Consider the following 19,401-nt stretch of genomic DNA (forward strand, 5'->3'; position numbering starts at 1 on the left):
GGTGGGCGAACCTTGGATAGTTAGAGCCTTACTTGCCCGTCTTGACCTTGGTCCAGCTACGGGTCATTAAACGCTGCACCTTCGGGGGTAGCTCGAAGTTGACGAATGTCCGGTCGAGAACCGCCTGCGGTGGGTAAACCGCTGCGTCGGTGCGTATCGATTGCTCCATCAGTTTGTCCGCCCCTGGGTTAGGGTTGGCATAACCGACGTGATCACTGACCTGAGCGATCACCTCAGGTTGCAGCAAATAGTTGATAAAGGCGTGGGCTTCCTTGACGTTGGTGGCATCCTTGGGAATCGCCAGCACGTCAAACCACAGGTTGCCGCCTTCTTTCGGAATCGCGTAGGCGATGTTCACGCCTTTACCCGCTTCGGCCGCCCGGGCCTTGGCCTGGAACACATCACCGGAGAACCCGGCAGCCACGCAGATATTGCCGTTGGCCAGGTCGGAGATGTATTTGGAAGAGTGGAAGTAGGTCACGTAGGGACGCACTTTCAGTAGTTTTTCTTCGGCCTTCTTGTAGTCGTCCGGGTTGGTACTGTTGGGGTTGAGGCCCATGTAGTTGAGTACTGCCGGCAGCATTTCATCCGCCGAGTCCATAAAGGACACGCCGCAGGACGCCAGCTTCTTCATGTTTTCCGGTTCGAACAGCACGGCCCACGAGTCGATATGGTCGACACCCAGTACTTCCTTCACTTTATCGACGTTGTAGCCAATGCCGTTGGTGCCCCACAGGTACGGTACAGCGTACTGGTTACCCGGGTCGTTCTTTTCCAGGCGCTTGAGCAACGCCGGATCAAGGTTGGCGTAGTTCGTCAGCAACGACTTGTCGAGCTTCTGGAATGCTCCGGCCTTGATCTGCTTGCCGAGGAAGTGGTTGGACGGCACGACCACGTCGTAACCCGTGCGCCCGGCGAGCAACTTGCCTTCCAGGGTTTCATTGGAGTCAAACACGTCATACACCGGCTTGATGCCGCTGGCTTTTTCAAAGTTGGCCAGGGTGTCGGGCCCGATGTAGTCCGACCAGTTATAAACATGCACGGTCGATGCGGCCTGCACGCTGACAGCCAGCGTGATACCTGCACCCACCAGCAAGGCTTTGCGAAATAAAGAAAATGGCAAGTGGAGGTCCTCTTAAATAGTTGGGCCCAAAGTTGTTGCCCGGCAACAAAACCGGCGCGCAACTTACCCTCGATAAACCGATCCGGCAAAACTTTCTGTCATTTAATTACTGTACGGTTGCCGCTCTTTGTAGGAGCGAGCTTGCTCGCGAAGAACTCACAGGCAACGCGGGCGACCAGAGGCGCTGCGTTATCGTTGACGATTTTCGCGAGCAAGCTCGCTGCTACAGGTTTCCTCGCTTATTTGCCCGACTTGATCTTGGTCCAGCTGCGTGTCATTTCACGCTGGGTTGCCGCCGGCAAGTCAGCAATGGCGTAGAGCTTGGCCTGCACCTCCGCCGGCGGGTAGATGCCCGGGTCGCTGGTGATGTCTTTATCGACCAGTGCGGTGGCTTTTTCGTTACCGTTCGGGAAACGGACGCTGTTGGTAATGCTCGCCATGACTTCCGGCTTGAGCAGGTAGTTCAGGAACTTGTAGGCAGCGTCGACGTTTTCGGCATCTTTAGGGATGGCGACCATGTCGTAGAAGCTACCAGCGCCTTCTTTCGGAATGTCGTAGGCCACCTTGACCTTGCCACCGGCTTCAGCCGCGCGGGACTTGGCCTGCTGGATGTCACCCGAGTAGCCCACGGCCACGCAGATGTTGCCGTTGGCCAGGTCGGAGATGTATTTGGACGAGTGGAAGTAGCCAATCGAAGGACGGATCTTGAGGAACAGATCTTCAGCTTTCTTCAAGTCTTCTTTTTTCTGGGTGTCGGTCGGCAGGCCCAGGTAATGCAGCGCCACTGGCAGCATTTCGGTTGGCGAATCGAGGAAGCTCACGCCGCAGCTTTTCAGCTTGGCGATGTTTTCCGGCTTGAGCAGGGTGTCCCACGAATCGATCTTGTCCACGCCCAGCGCAGCCTTGACCTTCTCCGGGTTGTAGCCGATACCGATCGAGCCCCACATGTACGGGAATGCGTGCTTGTTGTCCGGGTCGCTGACCGACACGGCTTTGAGCAGGGCTTTGTTCAGGTTGCCGTAGTTGGACAATTTGGACTTGTCCAGCTCCTGGTAGACCCCAGCCTTGATCTGCTTGGCAAGGAAGTTGTTCGACGGTACGACGATGTCGTAGCCGGACTTGCCTGCCAGCAACTTGGCTTCCAGGGTCTCGTTACTGTCGAAAACGTCGTACACCACTTTAATGCCCGACTCTTTTTCAAAGTTGGCGATGGTGTCCGGAGCGATGTAGTCGGACCAGTTATAGACGTGCAGCACTTTATCGTCTGCCTGGGCCGCGCCTGCCATTGCGCCCATCAGGGACAAGGCGAGGAGGGTCTTGCCCGCGTTCTTCAAACCTAATGCCTTCATTTGGTGATGCTCCAATTTTTCTTTTTTGGGCCACAAGCTTGTGTGTGTTTCGCGGCCCACAAAGGGCAACAAAACAGGGCGACAGTCTGGCAACTTAGAGGGCCGGCTTTCAACCAAAGCCCTCGATTTATACATGCATATTTATAGCTGCCCAGACGCAGCGGCAAAGCCACCGCGCACTGAGCCTAGCACTTAGCCCTGCAATGCCGCCAAAGTCAGGTCCAGGCAATGCCGAGCCTTGGTTACCAGCTCATCAATTTCAGCCTTGCTGATCACCAGTGGCGGCGAAATGATCATGGTGTCGCCCACGGCGCGCATGATCAGGCCATTCTCGAAGCAGAAGGTGCGGCAGATCATGCCAACGCCACGGCCTTCGTAACGCTTGCGCGTCGCTTTGTCCTGGACCAGTTCAATTGCACCGAGCATGCCGACACCGCGTACTTCACCCACCAACGGGTGGTCAGCCAGCTCCCTCAGACGTTTCTGCAAATACGGTGCCGTTTCGTCGTGAACGCGGTTAACGATTTTTTCATCGCGCATGATGCGGATGTTTTCCAACGCAACCGCCGCTGCCACCGGGTGACCGGAGTAGGTGAAGCCGTGGTTGAAATCGCCGCCTTCATTCAGCACGGCAACCACATCGTCGCGCACGATCAGGCCGCCCATCGGGATGTAGCCCGAGGTCAGGCCCTTGGCGATGGTCATCATGTCGGGCTTGAGGTCGTAGAAATCACTACCGAACCACTCACCGGTACGGCCGAAACCACAGATCACTTCATCGGCGACAAACAGGATGTCGTACTTGGCGAGAATTTCCTTGATGCGCGGCCAGTAGGTCGCGGGCGGTACGATCACGCCACCGGCGCCCTGGATCGGCTCGGCAATAAAGGCCCCGACGTTGTCCACACCCAGCTCCAGGATCTTCTCTTCCAGCTGGTTGGCAGCCCACACCCCGAACTCTTCGGGGCTCATGTCACCGCCTTCGCCGAACCAATAGGGCTGGGCGATATGGACGATGCCCGGGATCGGCAAATCGCCCTGTTCATGCATATAAGTCATGCCGCCCAGGCTGGCGCCAGCCACGGTGGAGCCGTGGTAGCCATTCTTGCGGCTGATGATGGTTTTCTTGTTCGGTTGGCCCTTGATCGCCCAGTAGTGGCGGACCATACGCAACATGGTGTCGTTGCCTTCGGAGCCGGAACCGGTGAAGAACACGTGGTTCATGCCAGCAGGCGCGATGTCGGAAATGGCCTTGGCCAATTCGAGTACCGGCGGGTGTGCGGTCTGGAAGAACAGGTTGTAGTACGGCAGTTCTTTCATCTGCTTGGCGGCGGCGTCGGCCAGTTCATCGCGACCGTAGCCGATCGCCACGCACCACAGGCCGGCCATGCCGTCGAGGATCTTGTTACCTTCGCTGTCCCACAGGTAAACGCCGTGGGCTTTGGTGATGATCCGCGGGCCTTTCTCTTTCAATTGCTTGAAGTCGCTGAACGGTGCCAGGTGGTGCTCACTGCTCAAGGCTTGCCATTCACGGGTTTGCGGGTTGTTGCTGGACATACCAATCTCCTAGACTTTTCAGGTGAGGGCGCGCCGTTCCCACGGCACGCCCGGCGCATCAGACGGCGAAGAGCAGGAATTCCCGCTCCCACGAACTGATCACGCGCTTGAAGTTTTCATGCTCGGCCCGCTTGACCGCGACGTAGCCTGTGATGAATTTATGACCCAGGTATTTCTCGATGGTCTTGCTGTTTTCCATGCGTTCCAGGGCGTCTTCGATGGTCAACGGCAGGCGCAGGTTGCGCCGTTCGTAGCCACGACCAACCACTGGTGCGCTCGGGTTATGGCCTTCGACCATGCCGATGTAGCCACACAGCAGGCTGGCGGCAATCGCCAGGTACGGGTTGGCGTCGGCCCCCGGCAGGCGGTTTTCCACACGGCGGTTTTGCGGGCCGGCATCCGGTACGCGCAGGCCGACGGTGCGGTTTTCTTCGCCCCATTCCACGTTGACCGGCGCCGAGGTGTCGGGCAGGAAGCGGCGGAACGAGTTCACGTTGGGGGCAAACAGCGGCAGCAATTCGGGGATGAATTTCTGCAAGCCGCCAATGTGGTTGAGGAACAGCTGGCTCATGGTCCCGTCTTCGTTGGAGAAGACGTTCTTGCCGGTGGCGATGTCGATGATGCTCTGGTGCAGGTGCATCGCGCTGCCAGGCTCGCCGGTCATCGGCTTGGCCATGAAGGTGGCGGCCACGTCGTGCTTGAGCGCGGCTTCCCGCATGGTGCGCTTGAACACGAGGATCTGGTCGGCCAGGGACAGGGCATCGCCGTGACGGAAGTTGATTTCCATCTGCGCCGTGCCGTCTTCGTGGATCAGGGTGTCGAGGTCCAGCTCCTGCAACTCGCACCAGTCGTAGACGTCTTCGAACAACGGGTCGAATTCGTTGGCGGCTTCTATGGAGAAGGACTGGCGGCCGGTTTCCGGGCGACCGGAACGACCAATCGGCGGCTGCAGCGGGAAATCCGGGTCTTCGCAGCGCTTGGTCAGGTAGAACTCCATCTCCGGCGCCACGATGGGCTGCCAGCCTTTGTCGGCGTAGAGCTTGAGGACTTTCTTGAGCACGTTGCGCGGCGACAGCTCGATCGGGTTGCCTTGCTTGTCGTAGGTGTCGTGGATCACCTGGGCGGTCGGCTCGATGGCCCAAGGCACCAGGAATACCGCGTTCTGGTCGGGGCGGCAGATCATGTCGATGTCGGCCGGGTCGAGCAATTCGTAATAGATGTCGTCTTCGACGTAATCGCCGGTCACGGTCTGCAACAGCACACTCTCGGGCAGGCGCATGCCTTTTTCGGCGATGAACTTGTTGGTCGGCGAGATCTTGCCCCGGGTGATGCCGGTGAGGTCGCCAATCATGCATTCGACTTCTGTGATCTTGTGGTCTTTCAACCAATCGGTGAGCTGGTCGAGGTTGTTACTCATAAATGCCTCTGGGCTGGGTTTCCTGGCATCCATTAAAGGCCAGGCGTTGGTTGACGCAGCATCCGCGTCGTTTTTTTCGTTCAGAGTAGGAGCTTACCTGCCATTTGCTGCAGCGTTGCATTCCTCAGGCCAAAGTCGTGCAGAATCATGAGCAGCACCTTGCACGGGAGCCGTTCAGGGGTAAATTCGAGGGAAGCGCAGAGGCATAGAAGAGGTCCGCCGAAGCGTCAAGAATATTGGCCGGGGCGCGGGTGTTCACACAGGACGGATGAACGGATGACAAAGCCTGTATGGAGCAGGCCAAGACGCCAAGTGGCGGCAGGAGACACATGAAACACCCCGGTATTATTGCTGTTATGGGTTTGAATCGAGCTTAGCCTTGTTCATTTTTTTACACAACACCCCCGTAAAAAATACAACACGGCCCGCTCAAGCCTGCTGGTCCCACGGCGGTCAAACCGAAAAAACAGCCCCAAAAAGCCTCAAAAAAGCCCTCAAGGCGCTTTTTTAGGGCAAAAAAGGCCTCGCTTGACTTCGGCATGCCGTTCGGGTTGACTGAAACCAGAAAAGATCAATGATTGATATTTTTAACAACAAAGGTGTTGCATCATGTCGGTACCCCCGCGTGCCGTTCAGCTTAACGAAGCGAACGCGTTCCTTAAGGATCATCCTGAGGTTCTGTACGTAGACCTTCTAATTGCGGATATGAATGGTGTGGTGCGCGGTAAGCGCATCGAACGCACCAGCCTCCACAAGGTTTACGAGAAGGGCATTAACCTGCCTGCCTCTCTATTTGCCCTGGATATCAATGGCTCTACGGTGGAAAGCACCGGCCTGGGCCTGGATATCGGTGATGCTGACCGAATCTGTTATCCGATCCCTGACACCCTGTGCAATGAACCCTGGCAAAAGCGCCCTACCGCGCAACTGCTGATGACCATGCACGAACTTGAAGGTGAACCTTTCTTCGCCGATCCGCGCGAAGTGCTCCGCCAAGTTGTAAGCAAATTTGATGACCTCGGCCTGACCATCTGTGCTGCCTTCGAGCTTGAGTTCTACCTGATCGACCAGGAGAACGTGAACGGCCGCCCGCAACCGCCCCGCTCGCCGATCTCCGGCAAACGCCCGCACTCGACACAGGTCTACCTGATCGACGACCTCGACGAATACGTCGACTGCCTCCAGGACATCCTGGAAGGTGCAAAGGAACAAGGCATCCCGGCCGACGCCATCGTCAAGGAAAGTGCCCCGGCGCAGTTCGAAGTGAACCTGCACCACGTGGCCGACCCGATCAAGGCTTGCGACTACGCGGTACTGCTCAAGCGCCTGATCAAGAACATCGCCTACGACCATGAGATGGACACCACCTTCATGGCCAAGCCTTACCCAGGCCAGGCAGGCAACGGTTTGCACGTACACATTTCGATCCTGGACAAGGACGGCAAGAACATCTTTGCCAGCGAGGATCCCGAGCAGAACGCCGCATTGCGTCACGCGATCGGCGGTGTGCTCGAGACCCTACCCGCCCAAATGGCGTTCCTGTGCCCTAACGTCAACTCCTACCGTCGTTTCGGCGCACAGTTCTACGTGCCGAACTCGCCGTGCTGGGGCCTGGATAACCGTACCGTGGCGATTCGCGTACCGACCGGCTCGTCCGATGCCGTGCGTATCGAACACCGCGTGGCCGGCGCCGATGCCAACCCCTACCTGCTGATGGCTTCGGTCCTGGCAGGCGTGCACCACGGCCTGACCAACAAGATCGAACCGGGCGCTCCCGTGGAAGGCAACAGCTACGAGCAGAACGAGCAAAGCCTGCCGAACAACCTACGCGATGCCTTGCGCGAGTTGGACGACAGCGAGGTGATGGCCAAGTACATCGATCCTAAATACATCGATATCTTCGTCGCCTGTAAGGAAAGTGAGCTGGAAGAGTTCGAACACTCCATCTCCGACCTTGAGTACAACTGGTACCTGCATACCGTGTAAGCAGTGGTTGTACTGAAAAACGCCTCCGGCCTTTGGTCTGTGGCGTTTTTTTATGGGTTTCTTCCGGTTGACCGAGTCGGCCTCATCGGGAGCAAGCCCCCCTCCCACACTTGACTGCATTTCAAGGTTGGAACGCAGTCAACTGTGGGAGGGGGTTTGCTCCCGATGGCGCCTTGGCAGACAACACCGGTTCCTGCTCATACAATGCCCGCTGCCTTGTAGGAGACTTCCATGCCACCCCGCCCCGCCGCCCCTCGCAAACCCCGCGCCCGCAGCCAGGCCCGGATCGACGCGATCCTTGATGCCGCCCGTACCTTGCTGGCCGCCGAAGGCGTGGCCAGTTTGTCGATCTACAGCGTGGCCGAGCGTGCGCAGATTCCACCGTCATCGGTGTATCACTTTTTTGCCAGTGTGCCAGCGCTGCTCGAGGCACTGACGGCGGACGTCCACGCCGCCTTCCGGGCAGCAATCCAGGCGCCCATCGAGCATGGCTCACTCAAGCACTGGCGTGACCTGTCCTGCATCGTCGAGCAACGCATGCTCACCATCTACGACCAAGACGCCGCCGCCCGCCAACTGATCCTGGCGCAGCATGGGCTGACCGAAGTGACCCAGGCGGATCGCCAGCATGATCTGGAACTGGGCGACTTGATGCTGGAGGTGTTCAATCGTCACTTCGAGGTGCCGAGCCTGCCTAAGGATGTGGACGTGTTTGCCCTGGCACTGGAACTGAGTGACCGGGTGTATGCGCGCTCGGTGCATCAGCATGGGTTGATCACGCCGCGCATGGCGGAGGAAGGGATGCGGGTGTTCGATGCCTATGTCGGGCTTTATTTGCCGGCGTATCTGCCCAAGCGATAAGCCTTGTGTTGACTGGGATGGCCTCATCGGGGGCAAGCCCCCTCCCACATGTTGATCTGTGAACACATTCAAAATGTGGGAGGGGGCTTGCCCCCGATGACGGCCTCAAGAGCGACGCAAATCACAACTTGGCGATCGACACCTCGGTGGACTTAACAAAGGCAATCACTTCGCTGCCAATCACCAGCTCCAGCTCTTTGACCGAGCGGGTGGTGATCACGGAAGTAACGATGCCGGACGCCGTCTGCACGTCGATTTCCGACAGCACGTCGCCTACCACGATTTCCTTGATGGTGCCTTTGAACTGGTTACGCACGTTGATGGCTTTAATAGTCATGGTGTTCTTCCTTCGTGGGACAAGTGAGTTATTGAGCCCAACGCAATTGCGTAGGCAACGGTGAAACAGGTTCGGGCTCCGGCGGGGTGCCGGGCAACGACAGCACACGGTTGAGCACTTGCGCTTCCAGCGCGGCCAGGCGGTGTGAGCCACGGGCGCGTGGACGCGGCAGATCGACGAGCAGGTCCAGGCCGATTTCGCCGTCTTCGATCAGGATCACCCGGTCGGCAATGGCCACGGCTTCACTGACGTCATGGGTCACCAGCAACACCGTGAAGCCGTGTTTTTGCCAGAGGTTTTCGATCAGTTGCTGCATCTCGATACGGGTCAGGGCGTCCAGGGCACCCAGCGGTTCGTCGAGCAGCAGCAGGCGCGGCTGGTGGATCAAGGCGCGAGCCAACGCCACCCGCTGCTTCTGCCCACCGGACAAGGCCGCCGGCCACTCATTGGCACGCTCGGCCAGGCCGACCGCTTCCAAGGCTTCCAAGGCTTTAGGGCGCCAGTTGCCTTTGAGGCCAAGCCCGACGTTGTCGATGATCTTTTTCCACGGCAGCAGGCGCGCTTCCTGGAACATCAACCGCGTGTCTTCAATCGCCTCGCTCAGCGGCGCGGAACCGGCCAGCAGCTCGCCGCCGCTGGCTTTGTCCAGGCCGGCCAACAGGCGCAGCAAGGTACTTTTACCGCAACCGCTGCGCCCGACCACGGCGACGAACTGGCCCGCGGGGATATGCAGGTCGATGCCCTTCAGCACTTCCCGCGCGCCAAAGGCCTTGCGCAACTTACGCACCGCCAGCGGGATGCCTTTCAACAGGCGTGGAGGTTGTTGAGCAGTCATGCCGCACCTCCTTTATTGACTTGATACGCCGGGTGCCAGCGCAGCCATACACGTTCCAGGCCGCGCGCGGCCAGGTCGGCCAGCTTGCCGAGGATGGCGTACATCACGATGGCCAACACCACCACGTCGGTTTGCAGGAATTCGCGAGCGTTCATCGCCAGGTAGCCAATCCCGGAGCTGGCAGAGATCGTTTCCGCCACGATCAGCGTCAGCCACATAAAGCCCAGGGCAAACCGCACGCCCACCAGGATCGAAGGCAGCGCACCCGGCAGGATCACTTGCCAGAACAGGCTGAAACCGGACAAGCCATAGCTGCGCGACATTTCCACCAACGCCGGGTCGACGTTGCGGATGCCGTGGTAGGTGTTGAGGTAGATCGGGAACAGCGTGCCGAGGGCCACCAGGAAAATCTTCGCGGTCTCGTCGATGCCGAACCACAGGATCACCAATGGAATCAGCGCCAGGTGCGGCACGTTACGGATCATCTGCACCGAGCTGTCCAGCAGGCGTTCGCCCCACGTCGACAGGCCGGTGATAAACCCAAGCGCCAGGCCGATGCCGCCACCGATCACAAAGCCCAGGCCGGCCCGCCAGCCACTGATCGCCAGGTGCGTCCAGATTTCGCCGCTGCGCACCAGGTTGACCCCAGCCTCAATCACCGCGCTGGGCGCCGGCAGGATGCGCGTCGACAACCAGCCCGCCGACACTGACAGCTGCCACACCGCCAACAACAATACCGGCAACACCCACGGCGCCACGCGATGGCTCAATTTTTCAAGGTTCATGGCGCTGCCTCAGCTCTGTGATGCAGCTTTGGGAAGGATATCGTTGGCCACCATCTCGCCGAACGGGCTGACGTAACCGGCGCTTTTCGGCAGCTCGGGACGTTCGATATCCAGGTGTGGGAACAGCAGTTCGGCCACGCGATACGACTCTTCCAAGTGTGGATAGCCGGAGAAGATAAAGGTGTCGATGCCCAACGCTGCGTACTCCTTGACCCGGGCGGCCACGGTCGGACCATCGCCCACCAGCGCAGTGCCTGCCCCGCCGCGTACCAGGCCAACGCCCGCCCACAGGTTGGGACTGACTTCCAGGTTGTCGCGGCTGCCGCCATGCAAGGCCGCCATGCGTTGCTGGCCGACGGAATCGAAGCGCGCCAGGGAAGCCTGGGCACGGGCGATAGTGTCGTCGTCCAGGTGGGAGATCAGTTTGTCGGCGGCTTTCCAGGCTTCAGCGTTGGTTTCGCGCACGATCACATGCAGACGAATGCCGAAACGCACGGTGCGCCCCAGCTTCGCCGCCTTGGCCCGCACCTGTTCGATTTTTTCGGCAACGGCAGCCGGTGGCTCGCCCCAGGTCAGCACCATGTCCACTTGCTCAGCCGCCAGGTCCTGGGCCGCTTCCGAGGAACCGCCGAAGTACAGCGGCGGACGTGGTTGCTGGATCGGTGGGTAAAGCAGCTTGGCGCCTTTGACACTGATGTGCTGGCCGTCGTAATCCACGGTCTCGCCTTCCAGCACGCGCCGCCAGATGCGAGTGAATTCCACCGAGGCCTGGTAGCGCTCTTCGTGACTGAGGAACAAACCGTCGCCAGCCAATTCTTCCGGGTCGCCACCGGTCACCAGGTTGAACAACGCCCGGCCACCGGACAGGCGGTCGAGGGTCGCGGCCTGACGCGCCGCCACCGTCGGGGAAATGATCCCGGGGCGCAGCGCCACAAGGAATTTCAAACGCTGGGTCACCGGAATCAACGAGGCGGCCACCAGCCACGAGTCTTCGCAGGACCGGCCGGTGGGGATCAATACCCCGCCGAAACCTAGGCGGTCAGCGGCCTGGGCCACTTGTTGCAAATAACCGTGGTCGACGGCGCGAGCGCCTTCGGCGGTGCCAAGGTAATGGCCGTCGCCGTGAGTAGGCAGGAACCAGAAAATATTGAGGCTCATGGAGTTGTCTCCTGAAGAAGTCGAATTACGGCGCTTTGGCCACGGCGGCAGGTGGCGTCCAGATCACGTCCTTGATGCTCAAGGGTTTGGGGATCAATTTGAGTTGGTAGAAGCTGTCAGCGATTTTCTGCTGGGCCGCCACCACTTCCGGGGTCAGGAACAGCGCGCCGTAGCCTTGGCGCTGCACCGAAGTCAGGGTGATGTCAGCCGGCAGGCCCAGCAGCGGAGCGACTTGTTCGGTGACTTCCTGGGGGTTGGCCTTGGACCATTCGCCCACCGCGCGCACTTCTTCCACCAGCGCCTTGATCACTTCGGGGTGTTTTTCGGCATAGGGTTTGGTGGCCAGGTAGAACTGGTGGTTGTCGGCAATGCCGGTGCCGTCACGCAAGGTGCGCGCTTGCAGTTGTTTCTCGGCGGCGGCCTGGTACGGGTCCCAGATAACCCAGGCGTCGACACTGCCACGCTCGAACGCGGCACGGGCATCGGCGGGCGGCAGGAATACGGTTTGTACATCGGTGTATTTCAGGCCGGCGTCTTCCAGGGCACGTACCAGCAGGTAGTGCACGTTCGAGCCTTTATTGAGCACAACTTTCTTGCCCTTGAGTTCGGCCACTGATTTGATCGGCGAATCTTTCGGTACCAGGATCGCTTCGCTGGTCGGCGCGGGCGGCTCGTAGGCAACGTAGAGCAAGTCGGCACCGGCCGCCTGGGCAAACACCGGCGGGGTCTCGCCGGTGACGCCGAAGTCGATAGAGCCCACGTTCAAGCCTTCGAGCAACTGCGGGCCGCCAGGGAACTCAGTCCATTGCACCTGCACGCCTTGGGCGGCCAGGCGTTTTTCCAGGGTGCCCTTGGCCTTGAGCAGCACCAGGGTGCCGTACTTCTGATAACCGATCCGCAGGGTTTCGGCGGCGTGGGCTTGAACGATGGCGCCGAAGGACACAGCCGCGGCAAACAGCGCGACCAGACCACGACGCAAGATGACAGTGCGCATGGCGCTCTCTCCAAAAATGCGATAAAGGGGTTGGCTGCACCTGCTTGGCCGTTGGCGGCTGAGTAAGGTGAGTACTTCTATATAGCGGTGAGGCTTACTTAAATGCTCCAGCGAGCACTCAACAAACGTTCATTCAACACATGCGGGTCCAGCGGTTTCGGGCGACGGGCCATGGCGCCATAAAGCGTCTCCAGGGCCTCGTGCAAACGGTGTTCGAGCACCGGCACCAACTGCGCCTGGGCACTGCCTTCGCCATAAGCGATCTGGCTGTCTTCGGCGAAAATCCCGTGGAGCAACTCCTGGGCTTTCAATGCCGACAACACCGGCTTGAGCGCGTAGTCCACCGCCAACATGTGGGCGATGCTGCCGCCGGTCGCCATGGGCAGCACGATCTTGTGAGCCAGGGCGCGTTCCGGCAGCAGGTCGAGCACGGTCTTCAGCGCGCCGGAGAACGAGGCCTTGTACACCGGCGTGGCGATCACCAGGCCGTCTGCATTGGCCACCTGTTGCAGCAGGTCGATGACCTTGGGGCTGTCGAACCGGGCGTGCAGCAAGTCTTCGGCCGGGAAGTCCCGTATCTGGTAACTCACGACTTCCACGCCTTTGTGTTGCAACCACTGACGGGTTTTATCCAGCAACACCCCGGAGCGCGAACGCTGGCTGGGACTGCCTCCAAGTGTTACGACCAGCATCTAGGAAATTCCTTAAGCAAGTGTCGGCGGTTCGCTGTGTGGCGATGGCGCCAAGATGGAACAGACCATATCAGCAGATTTATATATCTATAAATCTTATTTTTTCATTTGTTTATTCTTTAAATGCATAAAGCATAGATAAATTCACAGGCGAAAAAAAAGGCCGTCGAAACGGCCTGAAAACCCCTGCTATGTGTGACTTGAAATGCGCTCAACCTGTGGGAGGGGGCTTGCTCCCGATAGCAGCGTGTCAGTCGACACATTCAGTCCTGACGCACCGCTATCGGGAGCAAGCCCCCTCCCACATGGGTCCTGTGTCAGCGGTTGGGCTGCGGGGTGAGACGCAGGTATGGCTTCACCGCTCGATACCCCTTCGGAAAGCGCTTCTTGATCTCTTCCTCGTCCTTGAGCGACGGCACGATCACCACTTCATCGCCGTCCTGCCAGTTGGCGGGCGTCGCGACTTTGTAGTTGTCGGTCAGTTGCAACGAGTCGATCACCCGCAGGATTTCGTGGAAATTGCGACCGGTGCTGGCCGGGTAGGTGATGGTCAGGCGGATCTTCTTGTTCGGGTCGATCACGAACAAGGAACGTACGGTGAGGGTGTCACTGGCGTTCGGGTGGATCAAGTCGTAGAGGTCCGAGACCTTGCGGTCGGCATCGGCCAGGATCGGGAAGTTGACGATCGTGTGCTGGGTTTCGTTGATGTCTTCGATCCACTTGTGGTGCGAGTCCACCGGGTCTACCGACAGGGCGATGGCCTTGACGCCGCGCTTGGCGAATTCGTCCTTGAGCTTGGCGGTAAAGCCCAGCTCGGTGGTGCACACCGGGGTGAAGTCTGCCGGGTGGGAAAACAACACCCCCCAGCTGTCGCCCAGCCATTCGTGGAAACGAATCTTGCCGGCGCTGGAATCCTGTTCGAAGTCGGGGGCGATGTCGCCCAGTCTTAGGCTCATGGTGTGGCTCCTGGTGAGTGCTATGGAGCCCACTGTGCATGCATTGTGGATTATTTAAAAAGAATAAATATCGATTTATCTAGATGATAATGGAATATTAAAAATCTGTTCATTGGACGCCGGAACGGGCAAGGAGCAACATCCATTTCAAGGTTTGAGAAGGCCTTGAGACGCTGTACGAAGAGGGGTTCAGGAAGGGCTTGCGGGGGTTGAGCCCGACTTGAAAAGCAAGACACCTTGCCCGGCGTTGCGCCGGGCAAGGTTTACAGTCTTACAACAGCGTTACGCTACTAGAACAGTGGCAGCGAGTAGCTGACGATCAGGCGGTTTTCGTCCTGGGAACGGGTGTTCGCCAGGTCGGTACGCCACATAGCGTTTTTCCAGGCAACGCCGAGGTTTTTCAGCGGGCCTTCTGGAATCACGTAGGCAACGGTGATGTCACGTTCCCACTCGGATTGACCGGTGATTTCAGTACGAGCAGCGTTGGTGCCAACAGTGTCGATGTCGCTACCCTTGAGGTAAACAACACCAGCAGTCAGGCCAGGTACGCCGACTTTAGCGAAGTCATAAGCGTAGCGAGCTTGCCAGGTGCGTTCGCCGGCACGGGCAAACTTCTGGATCTGCATGTCAGTGGTCAGGTAAGCCGACGAACCGTCGCCTTGGTTCAACCAAGGGAAGTCGCTGCTACCGTTGCTGACCTGGTAACCGCCACCGAAGGTGTGACCGGCAACGGTGTACAGGAACAGGCCGCTGTACAGGTTGTTGTCAACCTTACCCTTGCCGCCGCTGAAGCCGTTGTAGTTACCGCTGCTGTAGTAAGCAGGGGTATTGCCGTTTTTACCATCGTCAGAGCTGTTGAAATAACGCAGGTCAGATTTCAAAACGCCCGGGCCGATTGCCCAGTTGTGGGTCAGACCCAGGAAGTGCTGCTTGTAGAAGTCTTCCAGGTTGCCGTAGTAGTACTGGGCGGTCAGGTCTTTGGTGAGTTTGTAGTCACCACCGGCGTAGTAGAACTTGTTGGTGAACTTGCCTGCGTTGTAGTTGGAGCTGCCGTTGGCACCGCCAATCGACAGGTTTTCGTTGTTGCTGGAGTTACGACCCTTGGCCTTTTCGACCTGACCAGCAACCAAGGTCAAATCCTTGATATCGTTGGTAGTGATCTGGCCACCTTGGAAGGTTTGCGGCAGCAGACGACCATCGTTGGTCACGATAACTGGCAGCTTAGGCTGCAGGGTGCCCAGCTTCAGTTCGGTTTGGGAGATCTTGACCTTGCCGGTCACGCCCAGGCTGGCGAAATCATTGACAGCGGTGTTGCCGTCGCTTGGGAACACGGTGCCGCCGGAAGCAGTACCGGTGTAGTTACCGTGTTCTGCACGGCTCGAATCCAGACGCACGCCGTACAGGCCGATCGCATCAACGCCGAACTGGACAGTGCCCTGGGTGTAACCCGAGATGAAACGCAGGTCGAAGCCTTGGCCCCATTCAGCGTTCTTGCTGCGGGTGTTCGAGGTCGCCGATGGCTGGCCATCACGGTTATCAGTGTTGATGTAGAAGTTACGCGCACTCAGTGTGGCGTGGCTGTCTTCGATGAAACCGGCAGCGCCTGCTTGCTGAGCGATTACGCCCAAAGCTACAGACAGTGCCAAGGTGGACTTCTTCATGTACCGCTCCTCTCATTTCTAATTTTTGTATTTCTTTGGTCTCGGGTCTGACGCCCTCGATCCACAGATGCGCGATTAGCACCGGATAGTGACTGACAAGTCAATCGTAACCTTGTGTGTCTACTACCTTCGTCTAATCACAGTTGATTTGGTCCCTGCAGGGTAATGAGTTTTTCATACACCCAAAAAGAATTGTTTCATTCTTTTTCATACGATTTGGGAATAAGCCCTAGCATGGGGTGAGCGAGTCAGCCTAGACCAACTACTCCACGAGCTAATTCCTAAAGGGTATTTTTTAGCCTTTTTTTAGATCGCTTAGTGTGGCCGCGGGGTTGCATACGTCACCCACGATCAAAAAAGCGACGCCATCATGGCCAAACGCGCATCCTCCCGTCAATTTGTTACAGTTTTTGTATCGCTAATATTTTTTCCGGGATTAAAGCCGTCGTATGGAGCGTTCTGACCACGGCAGCCTAGTGCAATCTACCCACTGCCGCCTTGATCGTATCGGCTCAAATCAAGAATTCTGAAACTTTAGTAGGGGTTCACGGCAGCCAAATTGACGCACCCCAAGACCGGCTCGACAAAAACCATTACCCCCCTCCTTGTCTCATTACGGCCTGCCTGTTGCACTGGCGCCTTTGGGGGCTGGGCACCAGACAAATCAACGGCGTGAACCTGAAATCCGCCGACCAGGTGGCCCAGAAAGACGGCCGGATGATGGATTTTAACCGACACAGAAAATCGCCAAACTGACAGGTTTAAACACCGTCGGCATCCCCGAACCGTTGGCCGGCCTTACATTCCAGAATGCACAGGCGCGACAAGCCGACGCCCCGCTTAAAGGGGACACGGCAAGGGTTTTGAAGGTATGGGGAAGGGATCAAAGCAGTGTGACCGACGTATTTATCAGCCCCTGGGCAGATCAACTGTGGGAGGGGGCTTGCTCCCGATTTCGGTAGTTCAGATCGACACTCATTGACTGATCCACCGCATCGGGAGCAAGCCCGCCCCACATTGCAATTTCATTCATCTATCGAGTCGGGCCTACAGGGCCTTTTCGAAAATCTTCGAGTTACGCTGATAGTTGTACAGTGACGCCCGTGCCGACGGCAGGCGGTCCACACTGCTCGGTACGAAACCGCGCTCACGGAACCAATGGGCCGTGCGCGTGGTGAGGACGAACAACGTCTTCAAGCCCTGCGCCCGGGCACGCGTCTCGATGCGCTCCAGCAGCTCATCACCACGGCCGCCATGGCGGTACTCCGGGTTGACCGCCAGGCACGCCAGCTCCCCCGCGTCCGACTCCGCAATCTGATACAGCGCCGCACAGGCGATGATCATGCCTTCGCGCTCCACCACGCTGAATTGCTCGATCTCACGCTCCAGCACCTCCCGCGAGCGGCGCACCAGGATGCCCTGCTCTTCCAGCGGGCTGATCAAGTCAAGCAAGCCGCCGACGTCTTCAATCGCCGCTTCGCGCACCAGTTCGAATTGCTCCTGGGCCACCAGCGTACCGCCGCCGTCCCGGGTAAACAGTTCGGTGAGCAATGCGCCGTCTTCGGCGTAGCTGACGATATGGCTGCGCCCTACCCCGCCACGGCAGGCCTGGGCCGCTGCATCGAGCAATTCGGCCTGGTAGTTGCTGCTGCCCAGGCGTTGCAGGTGCGCCGGCACTTGTTGCGGGCGCAGTTCACGGACCAGGCGACCGTTTTCATCGATCAGGCCCAGGTCGGCGCCAAACAGCAGCAGCTTGTCGGCGCCCAGGTCGATGGCGGCACGGGTGGCGACGTCTTCGCAGGCCAGGTTGAAGATCTCGCCGGTGGGCGAATACCCCAGGGGCGACAACAGCACGATGGAGCGCTCGTCCAGCAGGCGATTGATGCCCTTGCGGTCGACCCGGCGCACTTCGCCGGTGTGGTGGTAGTCCACGCCTTCGAGCACGCCGATCGGCCGCGCGGTGACCAGGTTGCCGCTGGCCACCCGCAGGCGCGAACCCTGCATCGGCGACGAGGCCATGTCCATGGACAGCCGCGCCTCGATAGCGATACGCAGGTGGCCGACCGCATCGATCACGCATTCCAGTGTTGCGGCATCGGTGATGCGCAAACCATCGTGGTAAGCCGGGGTCAGGCCGCGTGCTTCAAGGCGTGCCTCGATCTGCGGGCGCGAACCGTGCACCAGCACTAGGCGCACGCCCAGGCTGTGAAGCAGCACCAGGTCGTGGACGATATTGCCGAAATTCGGGTGTTCCACACCGTCGCCGGGCAGCATGACCACAAAGGTGCAGTCGCGGTGGGCGTTGATGTAGGGCGAAGCGTGACGAAGCCAATTGACGTATTCGGGCATGGAACCTGGGCCTGTAATAAAAAGCAGCCGAAAAAGGATGAGTCGTGAAAACGCACAGCGGGCTGATGGTTATCGTCGGAACAGGCTTGGCGACACGCTCGCTCTCCTTATGTACGAATGGACGGGGGTTAATTTATGCAGGTTTGAGGCAGTAATGCTCGATCAGCTCACGCAATAGACGCACTGTAGGCGTCAAGCGTGACATTTCGAGGTACTCGCCCGGCTGGTGGGCACAAGCGATATCGCCTGGGCCCAATACCAGGGTTTCACAACCAAGGCGCTGAAGATAAGGCGCTTCGGTGCCAAACGCTACTGCTTCGGCACGATGACCGGTCAATCGTTCCGCTACCCGCACCAGCTCGGCGTCTTCGGCCTGTTCGAACGGCGGCACTTCGGGGAACAACGGCGCGTAGTCGATCTTGACTTGATGGCGCTCGGCGAGCGGTTCGAGCCTCTGCCGGATGGCGGCGCGCAACGCCTGGGGGTCCATGCCCGGCAGGGGCCGCAGGTCGAATTCCAGGGAACACTGGCCACAGATGCGGTTGGGATTGTCGCCGCCATGGATGCAGCCGAAATTCAGGGTCGGCTGCGGCACACTGAATTGCGGGTTGCGGTACTCGCGCTGCCAGGCCAGGCGCAGGCCGCGCAATTCGCCGATGGCATCGTGCATGGCCTCAAGGGCGCTGTGGCCCAGGCTCGGGTCTGACGAATGGCCACTTTGGCCGAGAATATCGATGCGCTCCATCATCACGCCTTTGTGCAGGCGGATCGGCTTGAGGCCGGTCGGCTCGCCAATCACCGCCGCACGCCCCAGCGGGCGCCCGGCGGCCGCCAAGGCACGGGCGCCAGACATGGAGCTCTCTTCATCGCAGGTGGCGAGGATCAGCAGCGGCTGCTTGAACGGCTGCTCCAGCAGCGGCAACACCGCTTCGATGGCCAGCGCGAAGAAACCCTTCATGTCACAACTGCCCAATCCGACCCAGCGGCCATCGACTTCCGTCAGCTTGAGGGGGTCGGTCTTCCACAGCGCCGGGTCATAAGGAACGGTGTCACTATGACCTGCCAGCACCAAGCCACCCGGGCCGCTGCCGAAACTGGCCAACAGGTTGAACTTGCCGGGGCTGACGGGCTGGATGTCGATGGCGAATCCCAGGTCGCCCAGCCAACTGGCGAGCAGGTCGATCACCGGGCGATTGCTCTGGTCGAGAGACGCCTGGGTACAACTGACCGACGGCGCGGCAATCAAGGCGGCGAATTGCTCTTTCATGGACGGCAACGGCATGCGCGGTCTCCCTACTTCCCGGATGAACCTCACTATAGAGGCATCTGCACGACACAATA

At 59.1% G+C, this 19,401-nt stretch carries 16 protein-coding genes; 2 read left to right on the plus strand and 14 right to left on the minus strand.

Translation table 11 applies throughout. From position 1 onward, the window contains the following. Window positions 1-28 precede the first annotated feature (28 nt). The 4 genes from P2T68_RS34570 to P2T68_RS34585 form a co-directional block, all read right to left on the minus strand. The gene (locus tag P2T68_RS34570) at window positions 29-1,123 is read right to left on the minus strand and encodes a polyamine ABC transporter substrate-binding protein (protein ID WP_024077974.1); all 1,095 of its coding nucleotides are present in this window, start codon (window positions 1,121-1,123) and stop codon (window positions 29-31) included. A gap of 239 nt (window positions 1,124-1,362) precedes the next feature. Then, window positions 1,363-2,457 (minus strand): polyamine ABC transporter substrate-binding protein, encoded by a 1,095-nt coding sequence (locus tag P2T68_RS34575; protein ID WP_041161317.1) that lies wholly within the window; start codon window positions 2,455-2,457, stop codon window positions 1,363-1,365. A gap of 207 nt (window positions 2,458-2,664) precedes the next feature. After that, entirely contained in the window at window positions 2,665-4,029 is a 1,365-nt protein-coding gene (locus tag P2T68_RS34580; RefSeq protein WP_024077976.1) for an aspartate aminotransferase family protein, read from the minus strand. 58 nt (window positions 4,030-4,087) lie between these two features. Continuing rightward, window positions 4,088-5,446, minus strand: coding sequence for a glutamine synthetase family protein (locus P2T68_RS34585; protein WP_017845082.1), 1,359 nt, complete (start codon window positions 5,444-5,446; stop codon window positions 4,088-4,090). A 609-nt stretch (window positions 5,447-6,055) separates the two neighbouring features. Here P2T68_RS34585 and P2T68_RS34590 point away from each other — a divergent pair. Next, complete coding sequence (locus P2T68_RS34590) at window positions 6,056-7,432, plus strand: glutamine synthetase family protein (RefSeq protein ID WP_003213894.1); 1,377 nt, start codon at window positions 6,056-6,058, stop codon at window positions 7,430-7,432. A gap of 231 nt (window positions 7,433-7,663) precedes the next feature. Next, on the plus strand, window positions 7,664-8,293 hold the full coding sequence (locus tag P2T68_RS34595; RefSeq protein ID WP_024077977.1) for a TetR/AcrR family transcriptional regulator: 630 nt from the start codon (window positions 7,664-7,666) through the stop codon (window positions 8,291-8,293). Window positions 8,294-8,414: 121 nt separating this feature from the next. Here the strand turns inward: P2T68_RS34595 and P2T68_RS34600 are convergent, their stop codons facing one another. The 10 genes from P2T68_RS34600 to argE all read right to left on the minus strand — a co-directional run bounded on the left by P2T68_RS34600 (window position 8,415) and on the right by argE (window position 19,342). After that, a complete protein-coding gene (locus tag P2T68_RS34600) occupies window positions 8,415-8,630 on the minus strand; it encodes a TOBE domain-containing protein (RefSeq protein WP_003176783.1) in 216 nt (71 codons plus the stop codon). A 28-nt stretch (window positions 8,631-8,658) separates the two neighbouring features. Then, window positions 8,659-9,465 (minus strand): aliphatic sulfonates ABC transporter ATP-binding protein, encoded by an 807-nt coding sequence (gene ssuB / locus P2T68_RS34605; protein WP_024077978.1) that lies wholly within the window; start codon window positions 9,463-9,465, stop codon window positions 8,659-8,661. Further along, window positions 9,462-10,250, minus strand: coding sequence for an aliphatic sulfonate ABC transporter permease SsuC (ssuC, locus tag P2T68_RS34610; RefSeq protein WP_024077979.1), 789 nt, complete (start codon window positions 10,248-10,250; stop codon window positions 9,462-9,464). Before ssuC ends, ssuB begins: the two co-directional genes overlap by 4 nt. 9 nt (window positions 10,251-10,259) lie before the next feature. Further along, window positions 10,260-11,408, minus strand: coding sequence for an FMNH2-dependent alkanesulfonate monooxygenase (gene ssuD, locus P2T68_RS34615; protein WP_024077980.1), 1,149 nt, complete (start codon window positions 11,406-11,408; stop codon window positions 10,260-10,262). A gap of 25 nt (window positions 11,409-11,433) precedes the next feature. Beyond that, a complete protein-coding gene (locus P2T68_RS34620; RefSeq protein WP_193689952.1) occupies window positions 11,434-12,402 on the minus strand; it encodes a sulfonate ABC transporter substrate-binding protein in 969 nt (322 codons plus the stop codon). 98 nt (window positions 12,403-12,500) lie between these two features. Continuing rightward, window positions 12,501-13,094: an NADPH-dependent FMN reductase gene (ssuE, locus tag P2T68_RS34625; protein WP_024077982.1), complete on the minus strand. Its 594-nt coding sequence runs from the start codon at window positions 13,092-13,094 to the stop codon at window positions 12,501-12,503. A 317-nt stretch (window positions 13,095-13,411) separates the two neighbouring features. Next, window positions 13,412-14,050 (minus strand): peroxiredoxin, encoded by a 639-nt coding sequence (locus tag P2T68_RS34630; RefSeq protein WP_024077983.1) that lies wholly within the window; start codon window positions 14,048-14,050, stop codon window positions 13,412-13,414. Window positions 14,051-14,340: 290 nt separating this feature from the next. Beyond that, entirely contained in the window at window positions 14,341-15,711 is a 1,371-nt protein-coding gene (locus P2T68_RS34635; RefSeq protein ID WP_069077239.1) for an OprD family porin, read from the minus strand. Between the two features lie 1,047 nt (window positions 15,712-16,758). Then, complete coding sequence (argA, locus tag P2T68_RS34640; protein WP_024077985.1) at window positions 16,759-18,060, minus strand: amino-acid N-acetyltransferase; 1,302 nt, start codon at window positions 18,058-18,060, stop codon at window positions 16,759-16,761. A 133-nt stretch (window positions 18,061-18,193) separates the two neighbouring features. Continuing rightward, window positions 18,194-19,342, minus strand: coding sequence for an acetylornithine deacetylase (argE, locus tag P2T68_RS34645; RefSeq protein WP_024077986.1), 1,149 nt, complete (start codon window positions 19,340-19,342; stop codon window positions 18,194-18,196). Window positions 19,343-19,401 lie beyond the last annotated feature (59 nt).

It is taken from the genome of Pseudomonas sp. G11 (assembly GCF_029457515.1).
Lineage (GTDB): Bacteria > Pseudomonadota > Gammaproteobacteria > Pseudomonadales > Pseudomonadaceae > Aquipseudomonas > Aquipseudomonas gorinensis.